The organism is uncultured Aquimarina sp. (assembly GCF_947500065.1).
In the GTDB taxonomy this organism is placed as follows: Bacteria; Bacteroidota; Bacteroidia; order Flavobacteriales; family Flavobacteriaceae; genus Aquimarina.
Map to the genome: position 1 here is coordinate 480,762 of NZ_CANMQT010000002.1, position 24,210 is coordinate 504,971.

The window sequence follows — 24,210 nt, forward strand, 5'->3', positions numbered from 1 at the left end:
TGGAATTATTAAAAGAAAATGCCTTCTAATATTTAAGAAGGCATTTTTATATTACTTTGATTTTTAGAATTAAAACAGTTTTTATTTCAAATAAAATAGCGGATTTATTAAATCTTCTCCATATAATCAGCTAATTTCTTAATATCGCTATAGTCCTTAAATTTGAGTCTATTCTTTTTAATAAATTCTTTGAGTTTTCCTTTTTTATCATCAGGAAAATGATCCAAAACATTTTTCTTTTTTATCTCTGTTGCTTTTAGCTTATTGGATACACCTACCACATAATAGGTTTCATTCTTAATCCTACCTGGGCGATCCTGCTCGAGGGATGTGGCAGCTTTTTCAGGCATTACTAAATTTTTTCCATATTTCATATAGATTGTTTTATCTGCCACTCTTGCTATTTCATGAAGATAACCCACAACGCTTCTTCCATCATCATTTATATAATTTTGATAATAAAAAGTCTTACCATTAAAAACAACGTATACCTCAAATGCTTTTTTAAGAAACTTTTTGTTTTTAGCTACTTTAGTATCCTTCATCTCGAATAAATCGTTAAGAGCATCATATCTTAAAAATAAATTATTTTCCTTTCCGGTAAGTCCGTCATGAACTACTCCTTTTTGAAATTCCTTATCTAGATATGGAGTTCCTTTAAAGTCTGATAACTCAATTTTTTCACCATCAGGCTTTACATAGGGTATTTGGGATTGTAAATTCTGGTATGAAAAAGTTACAAAAACGATAAAATATAGAATACGAGTTAAAATTTGATTGGTTCTTATAAACATTTGGTATTATATTTAGTTCTACTCTCTTTCATCAAAATCCATACCATATGAATATATAATTAGCTTTTATTTTAGAGAGTATTATTCTGTTATGAGTAATTGTATTACTCTATAAAAATAACATAAAATATTTCTGAATTTACGCATTCCCAAAATAAAAAAACACTCCGAAAAGAGTGTTTTTTTTATTATTATTTTGATTTAGATGTTGTCTATTAATTAGGCGTTAAATCTTTAAGTTCTCCTGAAAATGTTCCTTTTACGCATTTAGGTCCTGACCCGAAAAAACTAAGAAGGAAATCAAAGCATATTACCTCTTGTGTTCCATTCTCAGAAATGACAACTATAGCATCTCCCATCCCTATTCTAGAATCACAAGCAAGTCCATTTGTATCTATACTGCATTCGTATGATAAATCTCCCGCTAATGATATAAAAGAACTTGTTTTAGGGTCTATTGATGCCCAAGGTTCAAAAGTTCCTAGTTTAAATTCATCAGTTCCTAAGGAATATAGAAAGAATTCAACATATGCTGTTGCATTATCAGAAACGATATTTCCAAATTGATCTAAAGAAATATCCCCATCAGCAAGGATAATTTTTCTAAAGAAATGAGTAACACCATCCGTACCCGTAAATTCAGATGGACCTCCATCAATATATGCACCTTTAGTAAATGTTATATTTTGAAACTCTGAATAATCGCAGGCTAAACCTGTATTTAATCTCAATTCACAACCTTCACTATTGTTATCATCATCCGCTTCTCCATCATCAGATCCACAAGAAAAAAAGAGTAGTGTCATTATACATACTAAAGATACATTCAGAAATCTTTTCATTACTTATTATATTATTTATAAATTAAAAATAAGCAACAAAGATAGTGAGCGTTCCAACTTTTTTCCCCACCCATTTTGGGTAGTATTAAATATTTATTTTTTCCTTTAAAATTACTTACTCAACTCTGTAAAATATTTATAAAATAAAGGAATCGTTTCAATACCTTTTAGGTAATTCCAAACTCCAAAATGTTCATTAGGAGAATGAATAGCATCACTATCTAACCCGAATCCCATTAGGATTGTTTTACTTTTTAATTCTTTTTCGAATAAAGAAACGATAGGAATACTTCCTCCGCTTCTTTGTGGAATTGGAGTTTTACCAAAAGTATCCTGATATGCCATACTAGCAGCCTTATATCCAATACTATCTATTGGTGTCACATATCCTTGTCCACCGTGATGCGGAGTTACTTTTACAGATACAGCTTCTGGAGCGATACTTTCAAAATGGTTTGTAAATAATTCTGTGATTTCTTTCCAATCTTGATTAGGAACCAAACGCATAGAAATTTTAGCATACGCTTTACTTGCTATAACCGTCTTAGCGCCTTCTCCTGTATATCCACCCCAAATACCATTTACATCTAGTGTAGGGCGAATCGAATTACGTTCATTGGTTGTATACCCTTCTTCTCCATATACAGTATTAATGTCTAATGATTTTTTATAAGCATCTAGAGAAAACGGAGCTTTAGCCATTTCTGCTCGCTCCTCTTTAGAAAGTTCTTCTACTTTATCATAAAAACCAGGAATAGTAATATGATTATTCTCATCGTGCAAGGAGGCAATCATTTTGGTCAGGATATTAATTGGATTCGCTACTGCTCCACCATACAATCCACTATGCAGATCTCTATTAGGTCCTGTAACCTCTACCTCTACATAACTTAATCCACGTAATCCTGTAGTGATCGAAGGAACATCTTTAGCAATCATACCTGTATCACTAATCAGTATTACATCATTCGATAATTTATCTTGATTTCTTTCTACAAACCAGCTTAGACTATTACTTCCTACTTCTTCTTCGCCTTCGATCATAAACTTTACATTACAAGGAAGCTGATCTGTTTTAGTCATTAACTCCATAGCCTTGACATGCATATACATTTGTCCTTTATCATCACAAGAACCTCTTGCAAAAATTGCACCTTCGGGATGTAGTTCTGTTTTTTTAATGACTGGTTCAAAAGGAGGGCTATCCCAAAGATCAATTGGATCCGGTGGTTGTACATCATAATGACCATATACTAATACTGTAGGAAGATCAGGATTAATCATCTTTTCTCCATACACAATAGGATATCCAGGAGTTTCGCATATTTCTACAATATCGCAACCTGCATTTTCCAAACTTTTTTTAATTTCATTAGCTGTTTTGATAACATCTTTTTCGTATGCAGAATCTGCACTAATAGATGGTATTTTAAGAAGTTCCAGAAGTTCGTTAATAAAACGATCTTTATGTTCCTGAACGTAAGATTTAGTATTTTGCATTTGGATTGAGTTAATTTTTGCCTAAAAGTAGTAAAAATGAAGTAATTTAATCCGTTTAGAACCAAGCTTAACATCTTATGAAATAAGCCATAAAAATCAAGTTATAACAAACCTACTGAATACGATAAAATAACTACAAATAGAATGATCGAAGAATTAAAATAAAAGAATACAAATCCTTAAAAAAACTAGTTCAGCAACTAAGATCACGATCATAATGCAGCAAGACATTCAAAAAGAAGATATCCTACAGAAAATTTTTGATTTCATTACAGCTTTACAAATTCCTATTCGATTTTCTGAAATTACTACTGAGACTTTTTTACCTGGAATAAAAATTGAAAAAGGCACCTTACTAATTGATCTAGAAAAACTATTACATCCAGGAGATATTCTGCACGAGGCAGGGCATATAGCTGTGTCATTACCCGAAGAAAGAATTCATCTGAATAATAATGTAATCGAAAATAATGAATCAAAAAGTGGCGAAGAATTAGCCGTTATGTTGTGGTCATATGCAGCCATTATGGACATTGGTTTAGCTCCTGAAGTAGTTTTTCACTCTGATGGATATAAAGAAGAAAGTGATTGGATTCTAAAAAACTACAGTAATCAGAACTTTATAGGATTGCCTTTATTGCAGTGGATGGGACTCACATATACGGATACAGAAAAGTTATGTTTTCCTAAAATGAAAAAATGGTTACGCGATTAAATCACATTTTTTACAAAAAAATAATGTAAGTTCTTTGAGTTTTATACAGATTATGTATATTTGCACTCGCTTTTGCAGATAGTCCTAAGTTTTGTAAAAGTTTTAATGCGGGCGTGGTGGAATTGGTAGACACGCTAGACTTAGGATCTAGTGCCGCGAGGTGTGGGAGTTCGAGTCTCCCCGCCCGCACAGCAAAGAAAAGCCGACTTTAACGAGTCGGCTTTTTTGTTTCATACTAAATCAGCTTATCATTAGAAATTCAAAACTTGTTGGTACAATTCATTATTCATCATACTGTCTTTTAAAAGTAAGAACAATCATATTTTCTATTTAGAATTCTCATATACCCTCACGGTAGCCTTAAAATAACCTGAATTATTTCTAACATCTTTATCATTTATGTGAAAGATAATTCTACCTGAAGATTCTATTAAGTTTAGGTATTTTAAACCATAAAAAAGATATGGGTCACTACTGGTGGTAAAAAACAATTCTCCATGATTCTTTTCTTGCGTTCTATTATAATTGCGAAACATGCCATTTTTAAATCCTTCAGGACCACTATATCCGGCAAATATTCCGAAACCCACTTTTCCTGAGGCAAGTAGCTCAACAACATCTCCTTTTTGCACTACTAAATCGGTAGGTATATTTAATTGATTTCCGGGTACTGAGAAAGAATATTCTTTATAATCGAAACAATTAGAAACATATGCAATAGTAAATTTAGGATCATCGATCTTTACTTTTTTAAGAAGGGCACAGCCTTCATCAATCCGCTCTTTTTGAATATATGCTTGTCCAAGATACATTTCGAAATCTCCATCACCTGCCAATAATAGTTCTGTGTTTGACATATACGGCTCCGTATATTCTATTACTTTATCAAAATCTCTTAATTGAAAATATGCATCTATAAGATAAATATCAAATACATATTCGAATTCTGAATTATTGCTTTTATATACTTCCCCTAATTCTATTAATGCTTCATAATTCTTTGATTTTCTTAATGATATTAATGATTTCAAATTATCTTTCACTTCTTCTGGGAACTCATCAAAGTTGAGATTTTGTTGGGCCTGGAGTTCCGTTCCAAAAAGGAAAATCAAGCAACAGGTGAAGAAAAATACCCTGTTAATATTGCTATTAAAATTACTCATATTATAAAATATTTTATTTACCTGTGATTACATCCTTTTCCTTTAAATATCCTTTTCCCCCATCTGGTAATTTTACTTGTACCCATTTTCCATCATTACTGATTTCGAGTAGATCTAATTCTAATCCTCCGGGGAATTCTCCAATCGTTTTTGAGCTTTCGAAAGGATCTAGATATACAGTTTTTCGTTTGCTTCTTGATCCTTTTATTTTAACGCGTTCAGTAAGTAATTTTTCGGTGTCTTTTGCTACAATAAGTTTATGAGGCTCTATCTTTATTCCTATATCCGATAATATTTTTGTGAGTTCTATGTTTTCTTCTACTCTTTTTAGACCATTTGTATAAGCTTCATTTCTGGAGTCCATATTTAACGAAACTTCATAAAATTCTTTTGCCTTTGAATAATTGCCTGATATCTCGTTAAGCACTCCCATATTATAAACCAATTGAGGATTATAAGGGTCTACCTGATATATGGCATCATACATTTGGTATGCTTTATCTATTTCTTTAAGTTTTAAATATTTTTTAGCATCCTTTACCCTATTTTTAAGCTTTTTATGCTTCACATTTTCAAAAGTAAAGGTATGAGTATAATAATATGGTGTAATATAATTTGCCAGAGTATAACTCATGTTTTCGCAGGCAAATTCTGCTATCTTATCTGGACTCATCACTGCATTTACATTGGGGCGGGTATTTGTTGAATATGTTTTATCGAAACTACTACCTCGTCCATTAGTTTGACCTAAAACTTCTCCTGTTTCTACAGAAAGTATTTTCATTCTGGCTTCTGCGGAACACGTTCTTCTCAATCTATAAGTTCTTATCCGTTTACCTGTTTTTTTCTCTGCATATGAGTCTTCACTTCTTTCATCTTTGCAGGAATATGATACATTACCAAGAATAATGGCGTCTACATCTAATTTTTTTCCTAACTCAAGTGCCTGAGAGTCCGTAATTAAATTAGAATCAAATTGCTTCTCATCCAATATTTTTTCTAATTCTTCTCTTTCTACTATAGCATATATATCGGTACGCCCACCATCCATAAATGAATTTCCCGTTTTGCCTCTATATTCCTGTAATAATGCTGCCGATAAATAATCCGTCATTTTACTGCCTATATCTGCTCCAACAATCCTGTACTCATCGCCACTCACATTTTCAAAATTCAATATTGCTATTTTTTGTACATCTCCAATATCCTTTTCTGGAGGACTCAGTAAGGGTGTTTTTAGTGTTGTTTTAAAAAATTGTCCATAACCGATCTGTGTACATAATAATAGTATAGAAAAATAAATTAATCCATTAATTTTTGCCCTGAACTCCATGATTTGTAATTTTTTATTATCGTTTTTATAATTACTTATTGATAAAAGTATTATCAATATCACGGAATAACTTGCGGAAATGTGCAACTTTAGTATTTTTTACAAAATACCTAAATCAGGCCTACATCTTTTACAATACTAATCAAGTGAGGAAGGGTGTCGGCATCAAAAAGTATTTTAAGATCCTGCAATCGATATTCTATACTTCGCTTACTACCTGAAGGTATATTGTTCTTCTTAAAATGTTCAGAAATTTGTTTTTGATTGAGCCCTTTCGCTAATAATTCCAGAATCAATTTATCAGATGTGCTTACCTCTGATATGTTCCCCGCATTGTGAAGTAATGCTACAATATCTTCAGAAAAATATGGGACTCCGCGTAAAATCGCTTTTATTGCTTTACTCAAGTCTTCTGATTCACGCCTTCCTTTAGATATGTATCCGTTAATCCCATACACATCAATTAGTTTTTTAACGATACCTATACGGTTTTCTATGGAAAAAACAATGACATTAAGGTCTGGTTGTATTTTTTTAACCTGTTCAATAAGATCTTCTCCAGAACGTAATTTTCGCAACCTGTGATCTTCTTTAAAAGAAAGGTCTGTAATCAAAAGGTCAAACGGAACATTTTTTAGTAAAGCAGCTTTTAACTTAAGCAGCGCATTATCACAGTAATCAACGGTTTCTATAAGAGGAATATCAAGCTTTGTCAGTGTACTTTTCAGCCCTGCGCTTATACTTTGTTGGTCCTCTGCGACTAATATTTTCTTAAACATTGCTATTCACTATTTTTAGAATACTATAGTGGCTCTAAAACCCTCTCCAGAGCTTGTTTCAAAAGTAAGCTTCCCTTTGATATTATCTATGCGATTTTCCGCATTGACCAATCCATTTGTTTTCACAGTACTAATATTACATCCTACTCCATCATCAGTATATGTGATCACCCTCTTCTTTTCACTATCCCTTGCTATAAGTGTTATCCTCTTACAATCGCTATGTTTTTTGGCGTTAACAAAAAGCTCTTGCAACACTCTATACACTGCTATTTTTTTATAATCTGGTGTGGTGGTCCATTCAATTTCTGACAGGTTGGTGATTACACGTACTGCATTGGTATTGTATTGTTGTATGAGATTGAGCAGTTCTTTTTTAAAATTATCAACATCTATGGTAGCCGTTTCTATTGAAATATCCCTTGCTCTGAGATACATATTCTGCAATTTATTCCCTAACACTTCTTTTGTAGAAGGCATGGAGGCTTCTGCCGTTTTTTCCACATAACTGGCAAGATTAGAAATATCATTTGCCAATTCATCATGGATTTTTTTAGAAATCCTTTTTTCTGTTTTGTAGACTTCTTTTTCTTTTTCTTTTCTGTGTTTTCGGATTAAATAATGACCAAAAAAAGCAATAGTAACTAATAATAAAATTCCTACCAGCAAGTATATGATCTTTTGGGTTCTCTGTATAGAAACCTCTAATTGCTGCTGCTTCATAATATCTTCCAACTTTAGGATTTCTTCGATTTTAAGTTGATCATCGTATTGTATCTTGGCAAACTGAGTTTTTACTTTTAACTCCTGTTTTTGCAAGCTATCATTCAATACGATAAATCGGTCTTTTGTGATTAGATCATTAGGATAGGTAGACATCAAAAACTGCAGAGCATCTAATTCTCCTCTTGGGTTTTTTATCGCTTTAGCTGTTCGGATTGCTTTTTGAAACCAGGATTTGGCTTTGTCTTTATCCTTGTGCATAAAATACTCTCCCAGATGTGTATAACTGGCTATTAATCCAGATTGATCATGCTCCGTGATTCTGACATCAAGAGCTTTGAGAAATTCATGCTCTACATCAATACTATCCTTACGCCATTGAGCATATGCAAGATTATCCAATACTCTTGCCCTTTCTTTAGGTACTGTATAAATTAAAGAATCCTTTAAAATATTTCTGAAGGATACAATAGCTTTTCCATATTCTTCAGTTTGAATATACATTACAGATAGATTATTCGTGTAGATCAATTGATCAATATTTGATTGTGTACTTACAATTGCTTTTTTATAATATTTTATGGCATCTTCTTTATTTAATAGGTATTTATTATTTATAGCTAAAACGTTATATGCCGAAGCAATGTATTTTTTGTCTTTTTCAGGTATCAAATACCTCAAAGCATTCGTAATGGTTTCTTTACTTCCAAAAAAATCACTACTATTCTTTTGAATATATGCCATATTCAAAAGACGTCTTCCTACTTCACTACTGTCCTGAAGTACTAAAAAATTATTTTTGGATCGATTGTAGTAATAAAAAGCACTATCTCGAATAAACCTGATTTTATCTAGATAGTATCCCTTTAAATAATTTGCTTTCCCTTGATAATAATAATTTTCAATTGTATTAGCCTGAGTCCATAAAATATTAGCATAAAACCATAAACTATCAAACTCTTTTTTAGAATAGTGAATCACTCCTTTCTGATACAGCACTTTGCAATATAATGTGTCTTTTGACTGTTTAGCTAGTAATTTATAAGCTTTGTTGATTGCGTATTTTCTGTCGGATATGCTTTGTGTTTTATCTTTAGATATTTTATAATAATTAAGAATATGAGAAGATTGTTTTTCTCGGGATGAGTTATTAATTCGTCTATCCTGACAAGAATAAAATATAGAAATTAAAACAAGAATAAAAATCTTGTAATTCACTTTTTTTGAATTAACAATAAATTTTCCCTGAATCCATTCACAGCACATTTTTAACTTTTTCAAAACTTAAACATTTACAAACCAGGAAAATCAACTCAATAAAGATAAAAAAGATAAGCCACAAATAACATGTGGCTTATCAGAATTTTATTGACCTTAATCATCATCAGGTTCCTCTACTACTTCTCCTTCTTCTCCTGTAGTGCTTAAAACTTCTTGATACAATTGCTCTGTATCTGCTAGACTATTGTCTGCACATGAAATTAAACTGAAGTTAAACATCATTACCATTACGAATAAAAATTTACTTGAATTTCTCATCTTTAAAAACATTTAATTGTTAGAAAAAATGAGAGGCCTCTCAATATTTTGGCAACACTATATTGCCATGTAACTACGAGAACAAAGTAATGGGATACCTTCTGTTATGTTTTTGTCAAAGAATGGACTTGTTATGGACAATTTTTGGACACCAGTAAATACAGTACCTAAGAGATGTCTAATTAATTTGTAATTTTACCTTATGAGTCATGAGATTATCAAAAAAATAGCTCTTTTAGTTTTTGAAAAAGCTAAAAAAGAGCTTAGCAATCCTACAAAAAATGCTATTTGTAATCATATTTCAGATACTCTTGATGCTAATCCCAAAATAGAAGGTAGAATCGATAGTAAAACCATCAAGCGGGTATATGAAAAATTTATAGACGAAAAAGAAAGAGGAAACCCCACAGAGATTACTATTAATTATCTAACCCAGTATTTAGGGTATGAGAATTATTTAGATTTTATAGAAAAATCAAGAAATTCTATAAAAGATATACATATTATAAAAGAAACAACTAAAACATCAAAAAAGAGAGTATTTAAAACAACGGCTCTAATAATCTCTATATTATTTGTAGTGATATTAATCACCTTCTCTTTTTTTAGAAGAGTACCCATAACCTCCAAACAAGAAAAAGAAATTGTCGTCTTCTTAATAGATGAAAATAACCAAACTGAATTAGGAAAATTATCTAAAAAAAATGGGTATCAATTCTATACCTGGTTATCCACCGGAAAAGCAGAATTATATTATTATTCCATAGAAGATGATGATGGTAAAGAATATCCTGGTGCCGAAATGATTGAGATATTACCTTTTTGGAAAGAAATGAATCCTATTATTTTATCAAAACTATGAGATGCATGAAAAGTCTATATTTAGTGGTTATTATATTATTTTTGGTGTTATGTAGTGCACAAGCACAAAACAAAAAGGATATTCAGCTACTGGCCTCAGAACTTCATTCTGATTATTATAAAGAAGAAACATACCCTAAAAATGTTTTTGTTAGTTATGTGAAAAATGATAGTTTGTTTAAAAGGTTTCCGGATGTTATCAGAAGTTTTGAGTTTGCTCCTAAAACATCTTTAGAAGAGTACATAACCGATTGTGATCTTAGAGTTCGTAAATTAAAAAAACAATTTGACGGCCAACAAAAAAGTAAAGATTTTGAAGCTTTTTGGAAAGAAAACCTGCGTTCCTGCTATGCCAAATATATACAAACATCACCAGAGTTGCGTTTCGCTTTCGAATTACAGAAAAACAATATAGTCTACCACATCAATGAAGTTACAGTATATGTCTATAATGCCAGAATTCCTTTAAGTACTGATAAAGATTATTTTGAACATAAAAAAGATGAACGAGAAAAACTAGTTATTGACATTACTAAAATAGGTCAGAACCAAGTTTTGAAATTAAGCCAAGCTCACGCTATTAAAGATGGTGGACTTGCATTAAATCTAAGGTTGTTTTCTTCTGAGTACTGGAATGGCAGTTTTGAAAGGGTAAAAGTATTATTACACGTCAGTTTTAGATTTACTAATGGACAGATTATACAATCAGAGCCTTTTATGGTAGAAATGTGATTTCTATCGTTGCGGTTTGTCGCAAAAAATTAGTCTTAATACGTCTTATTTTTATTGTAACTCAATCAGCGTAGTAACTTAAAAAGTTAACAATGAAACCTAACTCTCTATTAGTCTTACTTTTCTCTATTACATTTCATTTATCACATATATTATGTGCCCAAAATCAGGAGATTCTTATAGCTCAGAAACCTGCTTCAGAAACCTCCAAAACCCCTCAAACTTTAGGGATTAATTTTAACCTAAGCGGAGATAAATCAAAACTTATTCTTGTAACTGATAATCAATTAGAAATATGGAATACAAATTCCAGAAGGATTTTATTAAAAAAAGAACTCGGTTCAGAAAAAAATACGAGGAAGTTTGAAATCAATTATAATGGAAATATTTACGCCATTTTAAAAAGTGACCCAAAAGTTAAAAAACACCATAGTATAGAATTTTATAGAATTCAAGATGACAAACCATTCCTCATTTTAGACTCTAAAACAGATAACTTAATAGATGGTATTACCAAAATAAGATTTAATAAACAAGGAGATAAGATTGCTGTTATACATAGAAAACATGGGATAAAATTTTACCAAATCGGAGATGGCCTATTTTCGATATTAAAACATCTTACTATACCTAAAAATCGTTTTACAAATATTAGGGGTTTTGATTTTTCAAATGATGATAAACACTTTTTTATACTTGCCGGGAATGATTTAAGACATAATTCTCCTATTACTTATCAAAAATGGAATCTAAATTCTTTCGAATTAAAAGAAGAAGTAGTTTCAAAAGATTTTGGATTGAATAGTTCATTTCTAAGCGAAGCCTATTCAAACTTAGGACATAAGATCGCTTCACCAGGATGGAATTTAGAACACGGATTATTTATTAACTGCAAGTACATGCAAACCCTTACTAAATCAAAAAGGGTAGGAACTATTAATCCAACTGATAAATCTTATTTAGAGTTATATTCAGCAACTACCAAAACGACTAGAAATATTTTGAGCCATAAATATAATTTCAATGAAGCTATTGTTGTAGACCCACAAACAGTAATTACTTCTGATGAGAGAAGAAATATTCAAGTTTGGAATATAAAAACTGGACAGCTCATTCGCAGTATGAAAACGGATAATATTATTAAAGAGGACGATTTTGATATGCCAATTTTAAAAAAATTATCTCGTATCAATATTATGAGAGTCGATCCATATAAGAAAGAAGTTTATTATAGTATTTCTTCCGTAAGAGAGATACATGTATGGAACTATAAATACGATACAGATGAGATTTTTCAATCTAATATGGTAAGTATAGCATCGCCTTTTTTCACTTCTGATTCTACTATTGTCTATAAAAAAGGAATCTATTTAGAGCATTTTGATTTTAAAAATCAAAAAACGATAAGTCTCAAAAAGGAAAATAATGAAAACAAAACTTTTCATTTTAAATACAATCGAACGAAAAATAAAGGAATTACTAAAACTGACAATTCTTTAAAATTATGGAATATTAAATCACTTTCTATAACGGATTCCATACAATTCCCCGATTCATCGTTTGATCCATATTTCATAAGTGAAAATTTAGATTATGTAGCGCTGCCTGTATCACAAGATCTAAAGAATATGTTCTCTTCATTACAAGAAAACCCTAATAAACCCATTGATAATAAAAAAGTACTGGGCGATGTAATGAAGAGTATGATAAATAAAACCCATAGAAACCAGGGAGATAAGGTGGATTCCCAAAACATCAAAATAAAATTATATCATATTAAAAATGGAGCTTTTGAGCAAATCTCTGAAATTAACGTCCCTGGATTTGCTATACAAAAAGTTAGTTTTATCCCCAAAACTAATCAGATGCTAATTTGTGCATTTAACTTACCTATTTCTACACAAACCGCAAATTACAATGCCTTTAAGAATTATATCTATGACATTCATAATAAAACTTTACGTTCTTTTCCTAATGAAATTAACGGAATCACTAAAATAATACCCGCTACAAATACCTTCCTTTCATTAAAACCTGGTAAAAACAATTTCTATGAAGCAAAAATTGTAGATATAACTACCAAAAAAATTATAAACCGGTTTACCTTTATTCAGGAAGGCATACAAAATAATGGAAAGATTGATATCCTTGATAACGACAAGGCATTATTGTATGGGAAAAAGAATAATTATGTATTAGATCTTACAGCAGGAAGTCTTACATCATTAAACAAGTCTTTTGATGATTTTGACGTTAGTGAAGATCAAAAACTACTGGTAACGGCTCATGGAAGTCTATCATTTTATCACAATTCTTTTGAAAATAAACTATATGACAAGTATTATCATATTGATAATCAAAGTAGCATTACGATTCTTCCTACTAATTATTATTTCAATAAAGGTAAAGGATATGAGCTGGTATCTCTACTAAAAAACAATAAAACATATGGTTTTGAACAATTTGATCTAAAATATCATCGGCCTGATTTAGTTATAGAATCTATAAAGGAAACCCTAGGTGATAGTATTTATAGGATGAAAGAACTTTATGAATTAGCATATAAGAAAAGATTACAACGGATTGGCAAAAAAAAAGAAGAAGAATTACAATCTGATCTCCACGCACCAGAACTGACCATCGTAAATAAGTCACGTATACCTAGTAAAACAGATAATCCGATCATCGATATAAACATAAAGGTGACAGATAATAAATACAACGTAAAGGACTTACAAATCAGTGTCAATGGTGTTTTAATCCGAAAATTGAATCATGATCTAAAAGAAAAATCGTATTCTAAAACCATACCATTAGTTTTATCCAATGGAGAAAACAAAATCTTGATATCAGCAATCAATGATCAGGGAACATCCTCTGACCAGGAAGAAATACACGTAGAATATGTTGGAAAACCAACCCCTTCTCATCTATATATCGTTTCGTTAGGAGTTTCAGAATATCAATACCTAAAAAACACTCCTAATTCTTCAAAAGATGCTATCAAAATAGTAGAAACCTTTAAACAAAATAATACTACCACAGTAAAATCTTTAGGGCTGGTAAATAAGCAGGTTACCAAAAATAACTTGAAACAAATTTCTGAATTTTTATTGCCCGCCAAAGAAAATGATGTGATTTTGTTTTTTGTTTCAGGTCATGCAATTCAAGTAGAAAACGAATATTTCTTTTGTACAAGTACTTCAAAAATCGATAATATTACTACTACTGGGATCACTTATGATGACTTTGATAACCTTCTAGGAAATACACGATCGAGAAACAGAGTGTTCATATTGAATACCTGTTACTCAGGAGAGATTTTTGATGTAAATAATATCAAAGAGATACAAGCCGTAGGTTTAATGAGAAAGGTATTTGAAGATTTAAAATTAACCAATGGAACTACTGTTATTTCTGCATCTGAGGGAACAGATAAATATTACGAAAGTACTACTAAAGGAAATGGGTTGATAACGCTTGCTATTTTAGAGCTAATTACTTTAAAAAAAGAAATTACTGTTCAGGAATTTTGTAATGGAATCATTGAATATTGTAAAATTAAAAGTGATAAAGATCCTTTTAAAAGCAAGACAAAGAAAAACACCCCTTTAATTAGATATGACAATATCTATAACAATTTTAGATTGTGGTAGTTTATTTAGTTTATTCTATACTTTATAGAAGTACAATAATCCCCATAAAACGATAAAAAAAACTTCTCATTTCTGAGAAGTTTTTTAACTATATAACTAATGTAGGTAAAGATAAATTGTACACTCTTATTTCCTTAATTAGAGTATTCTCTAGGCAATACCCAATAGTTGTTAGCAGCAGAAATCGTTTGGAAATTAATTGCAATTACTTGAGAAGCTGCAGTTAGGCTGGAGGCATTATTTGCATAGTCCTTACGTAATCGCTTTAATACTTCTATATCTGGTTGCGTAGATTTCACTCCCATTCTAGAAAGTTTTATAGCTAACTCATATCCTTCCTGAGGCGTTTCTGTAATGAGGCCTTTAAGCCAGATCTCTTTTTGTTCCATAATTTTATGTGTTTACTTATTCATGTGTTTCTTTTCTTGAAGTCTTCTAACAAAAGCAGCAGCATAGGTCGGAGATCTAAATTTTAAAATAGGATCATCTGAAGGAAGAATACCCTCTTGTAGCGCTAGTGGATCAAAATTCATTACATCACAACTACCTTCCATCATAACATCTGTAACTGTTAGCGTAGCCGCTACTATTTTTTTGTGTTCTCCGTCCCAAAACTTAGCTGCATCATTAATTGGATCATTCTCATTGGCAATAGTTACTTCCATATCCCAATGGAGTTCTTTTTGTTTTCGCAAAAGCATACTCATATCGGCATAGAAATCTACTTTTTTCGAAGTATCCATAGTGATTTCTTCATTCCTTGGAATAAAAGCCCATCGTACAGGTGTTTTCTTTCCATTAGCATCTTCAAAAAGAAAAGTGTTTACGCTGTTAAATCGATGATTTGCATAATTTTTAAGCCTTTCTTTTGGCTTGTTCTTATAATGTGTTTTATAGTTTTTAAATTCTGGATGGTCTTGCTTTAACTTTTCGAAATCTTCTGATTTACCGCTTAACTTTGCTTGCATTAATTGCATAAATCCTTCGGGAGTGCTTACAGGAAAGAAATCCAGTGTATTCATACTAAAATTATGTGTAGTGCCATCCGCCAGAGTCACTTCGAAAGCCATCCCATATTCTCCAGGTGCACTTTCATCTTTTTTTGCTCCTCCTTTATGTGAAAATCTACCCATCACCTTTAAAGGTTTTTTACTAAAAACATTACTCTTACTATAGTTTCCAATTTTAGCATCTTTTAAACTTAAATAACCTGAAAAGCAAAACCCACTAATATGATTACGTCGTTTTCCTTCGTGAATACCAAATTTCTTTTCAAAAACATCAATTATTTTAGGAGCAAGTGTTGGATCTTCTTCAGAAACAGTTGGGTTCAACGCCTCCACATTAAACCCAAGATTAACGGTATTATAAATAAATTTATCCTTAATCTTATCTGCAACCGAAGTTTCTTCTCCATAGTTAATATTGTAATCTGTTCTATCTATATTAAACTTAGCCTGGACTTTTAATTTTGTATTAAACGCTTCTATTCTTACGGGAAAAGAAATATTTTTAGTCACACCTCTAAGTGTTAAATCTCCTGTCATTATATGTGTTGGTTTAACTACGCTATTTTCGTCATTAGAAAGTGGTTTAAACTTTGAATCAAACTCTTCTTTATTTTCTTTTGATGAACTAGTATTATATGGATTTACAGCATGTATTGTAAATGTTCCCGTAGGATGATTTACTACATCTAAAAAATCTTTGGATTTTAAATGTGTTAAGAGTACATTTTTGCCTTGCGATTCTTCTTTATCATTTAGATCATCTACTGTAATACTGGTCATATCCAACGTAACAGAACCTCCAATGATATTTCCTTCTTTCACTTTAAAGTTTCCTTGTTTAATGAAAATCTTTCCGTTATGTTTACCCGTAGGTTTACTACCTATATAGGTCGTTGTGCTAGTATTTATATCTATAGCGTACGTAGATGAATTTTCTAAGGATTCATTTGTTGTAGCAGTTACTTTTAAGACAGGTTTATTTTCTTCTTTTTGAGTTGTGTTGCACGAAGTGAAACAAGACAATGTAAGAAGTAACAATAGTAAGGTATTTCGTTTCATAACTATCCATTTATAAGTTTGAAACAAAACTAAGTAGGAGACTAGCCTGTATTTAAGGAGAATTAAATCAATATATGGACAATTAAACCAATCTATTGTTTTTCAGTTGTTTTCTAAAGTCTTTTGGAGAAACTCCTGAGTATTTTTTAAAAACTCTTGTAAAATATAATGGATCATTATATCCTACTTCATAAGCGATATCTTTAATTGGGAAATTAGTAAGAAATAGTTTGTTTTTTGCCGCAGCAATTCTTTTTAAATTCAATATGGTCACAAAACTATTTTGAAAGAACTTTTTACATAATCTATTGAAGGTGGTCAAAGAAACTTCTAACTCATTAGCGTAAAACTCAGGAGATGATTGTCTGCTATAATTTTCGCCAATCAATTTCTCAATCTGATGATGCATATTATCTTTCTTAACCGTGACATCTTGTTGTTTTCCTGTTTTAACTCTTACTGCTTTAATCAGAAACATTTTTAATTGGCTAGAGACCATATCAAGTTGTCCTATGTTTTTTTGAAATAATTCGCTTTTAATAGCATGACAAGATTCTAATAACTCATTGAATTCCTGCTCTGAACATTTTAGCAATACATCATTAAAAAAATTATTAAATAAAACTCCTTGACAACCAATATCTTTTGCGTGAATATCAATACAGAAAAAATCAGGATGGAACTGAATAAAAATACCATTAAAACTTCCTTCTGAAACAATTTTCTGATACGGATAATAAAATAAAATACTAGAATTCTCAACAACTACTTCCTGTCCATCTATAGAAATTACTCCTTTTGCTTTATCAAAGAAAAAAACTCCATAAAAGTTAGGCCTATTAAAAAATGAAGAAATAGTAGTAGGATTAATAGATATAATCGTTAATATTTTTTCGTTTTTCTTGTTATGTAAGGCATGCATCATTATCGTCTAAATTATAAATTTAATTATGCATCTACTAAAAAAATAGGCTTAAAAAAAGTAATTTAAACAATCTCCTTATTTTGTACGATTATTTTATTTCTGACACCAATTCAGGTAATAACCAATCGTAAATTTTTCGTTTTTCAAGAGGAATGTATTCAAAAGGCGGACCAGCTACTTTCCCCTCTTTATTCATAGGGATTTTAATATTCAGTAATTCTGCCGCTACATATTTCATTTGATACATCATTCCTACAGCTTTTATAATAAGATTCGACTGACCATTAAAAGTAAGGTGTAATAATCGTAAGAAATGAGAATACAATTGATTAAACTCCTCTGCTTTGATACGTGCTGGTGACCCTTCAGGAAAGTGTTTGGCTTTAGGGTTTTCTATCATATCTTTTACCGCCTCCCAATCTACTGGAACACTTGCTCCCGTTGGTTCCTCATTAGGTAAATCTCCTTCCTGGTATCTACGTTCGACGTGTATCTCTTTAAATCTAAAAAAATGAGCGACTTCCTGATCTTGACCAAAATAGGTTTCATCTCCATCATATATAGATCCCGGAGCTCCTTCTCCTTGATCCACAATAATATCAATAGCAAATAAGGCTGTTTCTAAATTATGAACCTCAACAACTTCGCCTCCACCACCATAATAATCTTTTGCAGTAATTTGTAAGCTTTGATCCCCATTAAATACAGATTCCTCTCCATATTCCTCTACCAGACGTATTAATTGTTCTTTTACCGTTTCATAAAATTCTCCAATTGTACTTTCTTCCAGATCGATAGGGTGCAATAATCCTTTTAAATCTTCTCCTTTTAGTCTCAGTCTTGTTTCTGATGGTTTTTCTATTTCCATAAAGGTTTCTATAGATGCTTTCGAAAACTTTACCAATCCCACATCAAATTTGCGATCTGCAAAATTGAACTTTGCTGGATATTCTGGAATAAACTTTGGATTATCAATATAAGGTTTTCCTCCTACTGCATTCAATATATTACATGCAAGCGTCATATGCAGCATTTCTTCCATAACCACGCTTCTTACAGCTTCCCAGGAAAAAGGATTGGTATCCTGATCTATTGTAAAAAAAGCTGCCAGATAAGGCGGTATGGTAGAGTGTTCGAGTTCAATTGCTGTTTGCAAATTCTTAAACAGTTCTTCTTTGTATGTATTGAGCATTGGTTTATTTTTTTAATGAATTGAGGTCTTTACTAATATTCTCCGCAGCCCAAAACGATAGTGCTGCAATTGTTAAGGTAGGATTTGATGTTCCCATTGTTGGCATATTTCCGCAGCCTATTAGAAATAAGTTTTTGTGCTCATGACATCGTTGATCCTTATCCACTACAGAATTTTCTTTATTTGTTCCCATAATATGGGTTCCTGCCAGATGACCAGCTCCTTGCCACCATAGTTCTTCATCTTTATACAGTATAAAACCTCCTCTATCCGAACTATATTTAGTTTTGTCAGTACCTCCTAAAGCATCAAAAAACTGCTTCGAAAATTCTTTTGCTGCCAACATGCCTTCTTTCTCATGATCTGTGATGTTATAGTTTACAATGGGTCTATGATTTCCCAATTCATCTCTATAACGATCATCAATTGTAACACTATTGTTAGATAGTGCTTGTTGTTCTATTAAAAATCCTAAACGAAATTCTTTTTGAACGGTATCCAACAGAAATGTACGCAACTCTTTTCCAAATAAACCTTTAGAAAGTCCTTCCTGTAATTCGGTTGTTGGAGAACCTGTAGGCCAATTCCAACCCCAATTACCAATCTCAATTCTGAATGCTGAACGATCTCTTCTAAAGGTTCCATCTCTAAGACTCGGAATTCCGGAAGTAGATCCTGGCCCCCTAAAAGCGCCTATTGCTTCTGGTGCTAATCCCCAAGTTAATAATACAGGATGGTCCATTAAATTTTGACCTATATTCTTGTTTTTGAATCCTGAAGCTAACATCAGTTTAGCATTCTCCACTGCATGTGCTGCTAATACATACCTTTTTGCTTTGATTACTTTTTCTTTATAGCTACAAGATCTATTTGCATCTGTAAGACTATCAAAATCTTCATATTCTTTATACTTGATTCCGGTAATTTCTCCTGTATCTTTATCGTATAATATCTCTGAAGCTACACATTGAGAATAAATCACTACTCCTTTATCTACAGCCTTTTTTAACGTTTTTAGTGCATTGTATTTTGCCTGAACGGGACATATCGGTACACAGGCAGAGTTACCTTCACATCGCTGACCTAAATCAGGGTTTCCAACGGCTCCTACAGGTTGGTATCCTTCTCCATTATTATATTTTGGATTAGGATTACTATTTCTTCCTTGCGGTGTACTAACTATTTTGTATGGATATTTTTTCCCTTCATAGTCAAAAGTTGCTCCCTCAGTCCATTCTGTTAATTTTTTATCCAAATGACTTTGCGGAATCTTAGTCATAGGATATACATAATTCTCTTCGAATTCAATCCCCAAAAAAGCCTGTTCATCTACATCTGCAGAAACTCCAATTTCTCGTTCTGCCATTCTGTAGTATGGCATCAAATCATAATAATTGATAGGCCAGTTTTTTCCGGAATCATATAAATCTTTTTCCTTAAAATCACTTGGCAACATTCGTAGACAAGTACCTAACCAGTGTAATGTAGTTCCTCCTTTGGCTCTTGTATATGTACTCTGAAAAGGTGCTGGACCATATTGTTTAAAATATCCGTCTTTACTAAATTGTTGAATACCATCTTCAATATCTCCCACATCTGTTACTAATGGCTGTGGCGCATTTGGGTTCTGAGGATATGGTGAATTTGGAATTTTAATAGTATTCTGATAGTAGTGATGTAAATAAGAACGATAACTCTCGAAATCAAAACTCTTTTTTACTCCTGCTTCAAGAATTAATACTTTATGCCCTTTTTCTGCAAGTTGATTAGCAACAATTGCTCCGGTAATACCAGCTCCAACAATCACTACATCATATGTGTTTTCTATGCTCATGATTCAATAGGTTATTTTACTTTTGGTAGTTATTAAGAAGAAAAAGTAAGTGGAGGAAATCCCCATGTTCCGTATCCTGGTTGTTTCCCTCCCATAGGGTGTGCTCCAATGGCTTTCCAAACTAAACCTTCCAGATACGATTGAGAAGAAACTATATAACTTTTATCTCCATACCATTGTCCTGTGTACCATAACAGAATAACCAATTTCGTTATGGACTCATTATTTTTACTTTCTACTAATTCCTGTATATTTCCTGATTCTTCAGCAGTTAGATCTTCTTCATTCTGAATATTGATCTTCCTAAATGAATCTAATAATGTATCGATGAGGTCTTCTCCAAGATGTTGATCAATGGTATCAAGATATGTTTTAGTCAGTCCTGTTCCCAGAAGTTCGCTTAGTGAAAACCCGGTTAGAACCACACTTAATTTCTCGAACCAATCCAGTCTTTCTGATGCTGTTATTTTCATAGGTATGATGAGTTATATGAATTGTGTATCAAAATACACCATGTATTACCGGTTTTTGCGGTAATACATGGTATGAAATAATCTATATTATTTTTTAGTTAGCGTATTACAAGTTATATGTGGAAACTTAACAATAGTTCCATTAATAGGGATATTCATCAAAATCGTTTGATTATATGATAATTGTGTAAATTCTCCTCCTTGTGTAAATGCCTGTAACCAATAGTTAGCGCTATAATCTACTACATTCGCTTTTTGTTTTTCGAATGGTATATTGGTTACTGAACCTTTAGCAGCAGGGTTTTCTGTATCCACTGCCCACTGAATATACTGAGTACAGGGATTAGCCGCAACTCCATCCTGTAATGGTTGGTTAGGGTTATTATTCAAGGCTGGAAATGGATTTCCTACGGTTTTAGTAATATATGGAGTCGTATCAATTCCTGACGGAATTATATTCTGTGAATATGGACTTATACTTAAAGGACCATTATTCAAGTAAGAATTAGGATATCCTTTTATCCCGCCTTGTGCGAGGATAGAATTACCATGTGGTACAGAGATTTGTTTCGCTACATTTGTCAATACAGATTGCTCTGGAATAGGTCCGGAATGAGGGACTACTGGTTTAGTTCCATAAGGTCCCTGAGCTTCGGGTCCTGTTACCAAAAATAACCAGGAACCATTTTCTGCATGAACAAGTTTATCCTTATCGGGTCCATCAGCAAAATAGATTCTTTGCTCATAAAAAATAACATTTGCATTTTGATTGTAATCACCGCCTCTATTGGGTGCATTTCCATTAATTGGAGAAAATGTGATTTCCTCGTAATATTTGAAATTCTTAAGAATATACTTTTCCGGTACTGATGCTACCGGTAACGGCATGATATTATAAGAATATGGGGATGCTGTTCCTCCACTACCAGATGACCCTAAGATCTGATTCGTCCACGTACCAATCAAATTGCTAAGTGGTCCCAAACTTTCAATATTAGGTGCCGGATTGGTTTGTGCTGGTTCATTAATGAGTGTATCAGGGAAAACAGGAGGTGTTACTGGCTTTACTGTTGTGCTTTTTTCTGACATAATAGTATGTTTTAAAATTGAAAATATAATTTGTTTGATTTTATTGATAAATAACTACCCCCAATGTCCTCTGGAAACACGTAAAGAAGTTTTCTCTTTTGTTTCGCTCTTTGTTTCCTTAGGACTTACACAAGGATCATTATTCATTGGTTTAATAGCTCCATTCGATATTTTATCTAATGCCAAATCAGAAGATCGTAAAGATCCATTTACCCAACCTTGCATATCCGAAATAGCTTCGTTACACATATAAAATCCGGGTAAAGGATTAGATAGGTATTCGATCGTTTTCTTATCATCTACATTCAATTGCCATTGGTGATAAGCGTGTTCGAAATCATCTTCTCCATTCCACAATCTATAGCTAGTAAAAATAGGATCCGGAATATTAGTAACTCCAAACAACAATCCCATTTGTTTTCTTGCTTCAGCCACTACTGCCTGAGAAGCTGGGAATACTGTTTGAGATTTCATCTCATTATATTTTTCCTGCAATGGTGAAGTGAATTTTGGACCAACATTCTGTAATCCTTTCCAAAAATTAGTGTTGTTAAAATCACAATATAATGTCAATGCTGCTGGTTCTTCTCCACTAATAATAGAGACTGTACCTTTTTTATGGTCTACATCCAGATCTTCTACAGAGTAGAAAGGGTATATAGAATTAATTGGTAAATCAGTAAAATTAGGCCCAAATTCGATATTAGGTCTTCCTGTGGATCCTGTATACCACCATGCCTCTCTAAAATAGAAATTAATTTTCATCAAATTCATCCCTAATACTCCATTAATATTTTTCCACAATTTCATCGCATCGTGCTTCTTAGAAGGTGCATGAAGTGCAGGAGATTTAATGAATAATGCCTTAAACCCAGTTGAAGCAATTGCAGAAATAATTTGCTTGGTTTTTATCGTCTTGTGTTTTCCTCCAGGAATATCAGGTCTTGAATTTTGTCCTTCTGGAGCTTCTGTAGCATATATCCTAAAATCACCCTCATCTCCATGTATACTATCTATATTGGTACTTAAATAAATATTTACTTTACCTTTCAACTCTTTTTTAATAGCATCAGGAAGTGTACTAAATCCATATTTAAAGGTATAGTAAGTAGGATCTTTAGGAAAATCTGCCAAAATCTGCCATGCATCTCCTGCATTAGGTAGTGATTTAAAAGGACCTGCAAAACCAATAGTATTAGTAAGCATTTCTATACATTCTTCAGAATATCCCATATCTCTTAGTAATCCCCATAATTGCCATTCATTCATGGGAATCCCTTTCCATTTAAACTGCAATCTGAATTTCTGCCAATATTCTGGAGTTTGATCTTCATCCAGTATAATATCATTAGCTTCTAGAATTCTATTATAAGCGTTTGTCACAATCTGTACAGGACTTAACCCTATCTCTTGCGGTGCTAAATCATATAATTGACTCCATATCATATTACCTCCTGCATTAGCTTCTTCAAGAGAAAAACTATGACCTCTAATGCAAAATCTATTCGTATCATCTGTACTTGACATAGGAAATGGAACAATCTCATCACAGATTTTTAGTGCACCATTAAGTGTCATTAGTTCTTCCATGTTGTAATTAAAGCGCATACCTCCTTGCTCCTCTTTTACATAATCAATTTGAACTTGGTCATAAAAATTACTAATACCATTTTCATCAGAAACTGTATGGTTTCCACGAATAGGAATCAAATCTGATTGTAAGCGCCCACCTGTTCGATTAAGACGTTCATATATTGCAATTTTCTTTCCCTTATAATCTGGATGATTGACCAAGCGATAAGCACAATACAAGCCAGAAATACCTGCTCCAATAATTGCAATATCAATATCATCATGATCGGGAATTTCACTAAATGTTAAAATAGACATGTTGTTTAGAATTTAAAAGTTGTTCTTATTTTATCGGGGGTTTTCCCAAAGTTCTATTATTATTTTGTATCAAAAAAGCGTATAAACCCCTGTTTTTTAGT

The 24,210-nt window shown here is 32.2% G+C and carries 20 protein-coding genes and 1 tRNA gene; 5 read left to right on the plus strand and 16 right to left on the minus strand.

Annotation, left to right across the window (positions count from 1 at the left end):
• Nucleotides 1–107 precede the first annotated feature (107 nt).
• The 3 genes from Q0975_RS07545 to Q0975_RS07555 all read right to left on the minus strand — a co-directional run bounded on the left by Q0975_RS07545 (nt 108) and on the right by Q0975_RS07555 (nt 3,136).
• The gene (locus Q0975_RS07545; protein WP_299434954.1) at nt 108–794 is read right to left on the minus strand and encodes a hypothetical protein; all 687 of its coding nucleotides are present in this window, start codon (nt 792–794) and stop codon (nt 108–110) included.
• Nucleotides 795–1,009: 215 nt separating this feature from the next.
• The gene (locus Q0975_RS07550; protein WP_299434956.1) at nt 1,010–1,636 is read right to left on the minus strand and encodes a hypothetical protein; all 627 of its coding nucleotides are present in this window, start codon (nt 1,634–1,636) and stop codon (nt 1,010–1,012) included.
• 111 nt (nt 1,637–1,747) lie between these two features.
• The gene (locus Q0975_RS07555; RefSeq protein ID WP_299434958.1) at nt 1,748–3,136 is read right to left on the minus strand and encodes a dipeptidase; all 1,389 of its coding nucleotides are present in this window, start codon (nt 3,134–3,136) and stop codon (nt 1,748–1,750) included.
• A gap of 217 nt (nt 3,137–3,353) precedes the next feature.
• On the opposite strand from Q0975_RS07555, the gene Q0975_RS07560 reads away from it, so the two are divergent.
• Together Q0975_RS07560 and Q0975_RS07565 are read left to right on the plus strand one after the other, a co-directional pair.
• Nucleotides 3,354–3,851 carry a hypothetical protein gene (locus tag Q0975_RS07560; protein WP_299434960.1) on the plus strand — a complete coding sequence of 166 codons (498 nt, stop codon included), beginning with the start codon at nt 3,354–3,356 and terminating at the stop codon, nt 3,849–3,851.
• A 107-nt stretch (nt 3,852–3,958) separates the two neighbouring features.
• Nucleotides 3,959–4,040 (plus strand) — tRNA-Leu (locus Q0975_RS07565).
• Nucleotides 4,041–4,177: 137 nt separating this feature from the next.
• Here Q0975_RS07565 and Q0975_RS07570 read toward each other — a convergent pair.
• The 5 genes from Q0975_RS07570 to Q0975_RS07590 form a co-directional block, all read right to left on the minus strand.
• Nucleotides 4,178–5,014, minus strand: a complete 837-nt coding sequence (locus Q0975_RS07570) for a hypothetical protein (RefSeq protein WP_299434962.1) — start codon at nt 5,012–5,014, stop codon at nt 4,178–4,180.
• A gap of 13 nt (nt 5,015–5,027) precedes the next feature.
• Nucleotides 5,028–6,347, minus strand: coding sequence for a CsgG/HfaB family protein (locus Q0975_RS07575; protein ID WP_299434964.1), 1,320 nt, complete (start codon nt 6,345–6,347; stop codon nt 5,028–5,030).
• A 110-nt stretch (nt 6,348–6,457) separates the two neighbouring features.
• Complete coding sequence (locus Q0975_RS07580) at nt 6,458–7,126, minus strand: response regulator (protein ID WP_299434966.1); 669 nt, start codon at nt 7,124–7,126, stop codon at nt 6,458–6,460.
• Nucleotides 7,127–7,141: 15 nt separating this feature from the next.
• Entirely contained in the window at nt 7,142–9,130 is a 1,989-nt protein-coding gene (locus Q0975_RS07585; RefSeq protein ID WP_299434968.1) for a hypothetical protein, read from the minus strand.
• Between the two features lie 93 nt (nt 9,131–9,223).
• A complete protein-coding gene (locus Q0975_RS07590; RefSeq protein ID WP_299434970.1) occupies nt 9,224–9,388 on the minus strand; it encodes a hypothetical protein in 165 nt (54 codons plus the stop codon).
• Nucleotides 9,389–9,590: 202 nt separating this feature from the next.
• Between Q0975_RS07590 and Q0975_RS07595 the strand changes: the two genes are divergently transcribed.
• The 3 genes from Q0975_RS07595 (at nt 9,591) to Q0975_RS07605 (ending at nt 14,637) form a co-directional block, all read left to right on the plus strand.
• Nucleotides 9,591–10,250, plus strand: a complete 660-nt coding sequence (locus Q0975_RS07595) for a hypothetical protein (RefSeq protein ID WP_299434972.1) — start codon at nt 9,591–9,593, stop codon at nt 10,248–10,250.
• Nucleotides 10,251–10,255: 5 nt separating this feature from the next.
• A complete protein-coding gene (locus Q0975_RS07600; protein WP_299434974.1) occupies nt 10,256–10,981 on the plus strand; it encodes a hypothetical protein in 726 nt (241 codons plus the stop codon).
• Nucleotides 10,982–11,073: 92 nt separating this feature from the next.
• Nucleotides 11,074–14,637: a caspase family protein gene (locus Q0975_RS07605; protein WP_299434976.1), complete on the plus strand. Its 3,564-nt coding sequence runs from the start codon at nt 11,074–11,076 to the stop codon at nt 14,635–14,637.
• Between the two features lie 134 nt (nt 14,638–14,771).
• Here the strand turns inward: Q0975_RS07605 and Q0975_RS07610 are convergent, their stop codons facing one another.
• From Q0975_RS07610 to Q0975_RS07645, 8 genes are all read right to left on the minus strand, one after another.
• On the minus strand, nt 14,772–15,026 hold the full coding sequence (locus tag Q0975_RS07610; protein WP_299434978.1) for a hexameric tyrosine-coordinated heme protein: 255 nt from the start codon (nt 15,024–15,026) through the stop codon (nt 14,772–14,774).
• Nucleotides 15,027–15,038: 12 nt separating this feature from the next.
• Nucleotides 15,039–16,706, minus strand: coding sequence for a YceI family protein (locus Q0975_RS07615; protein ID WP_299434981.1), 1,668 nt, complete (start codon nt 16,704–16,706; stop codon nt 15,039–15,041).
• An 82-nt stretch (nt 16,707–16,788) separates the two neighbouring features.
• On the minus strand, nt 16,789–17,631 hold the full coding sequence (locus tag Q0975_RS07620; protein ID WP_299434983.1) for an AraC family transcriptional regulator: 843 nt from the start codon (nt 17,629–17,631) through the stop codon (nt 16,789–16,791).
• 88 nt (nt 17,632–17,719) lie between these two features.
• On the minus strand, nt 17,720–18,823 hold the full coding sequence (locus Q0975_RS07625; RefSeq protein WP_299434985.1) for a ferritin-like protein: 1,104 nt from the start codon (nt 18,821–18,823) through the stop codon (nt 17,720–17,722).
• Between the two features lie 4 nt (nt 18,824–18,827).
• A complete protein-coding gene (locus Q0975_RS07630; protein WP_299434987.1) occupies nt 18,828–20,657 on the minus strand; it encodes a GMC family oxidoreductase in 1,830 nt (609 codons plus the stop codon).
• A gap of 32 nt (nt 20,658–20,689) precedes the next feature.
• On the minus strand, nt 20,690–21,130 hold the full coding sequence (locus Q0975_RS07635; protein ID WP_299434989.1) for a hypothetical protein: 441 nt from the start codon (nt 21,128–21,130) through the stop codon (nt 20,690–20,692).
• 87 nt (nt 21,131–21,217) lie between these two features.
• Complete coding sequence (locus tag Q0975_RS07640) at nt 21,218–22,219, minus strand: heme-binding protein (RefSeq protein WP_299434991.1); 1,002 nt, start codon at nt 22,217–22,219, stop codon at nt 21,218–21,220.
• 54 nt (nt 22,220–22,273) lie between these two features.
• Nucleotides 22,274–24,109, minus strand: a complete 1,836-nt coding sequence (locus Q0975_RS07645; RefSeq protein WP_299434992.1) for an FAD-dependent oxidoreductase — start codon at nt 24,107–24,109, stop codon at nt 22,274–22,276.
• Between the last annotated feature and the right edge of the window lie 101 nt (nt 24,110–24,210).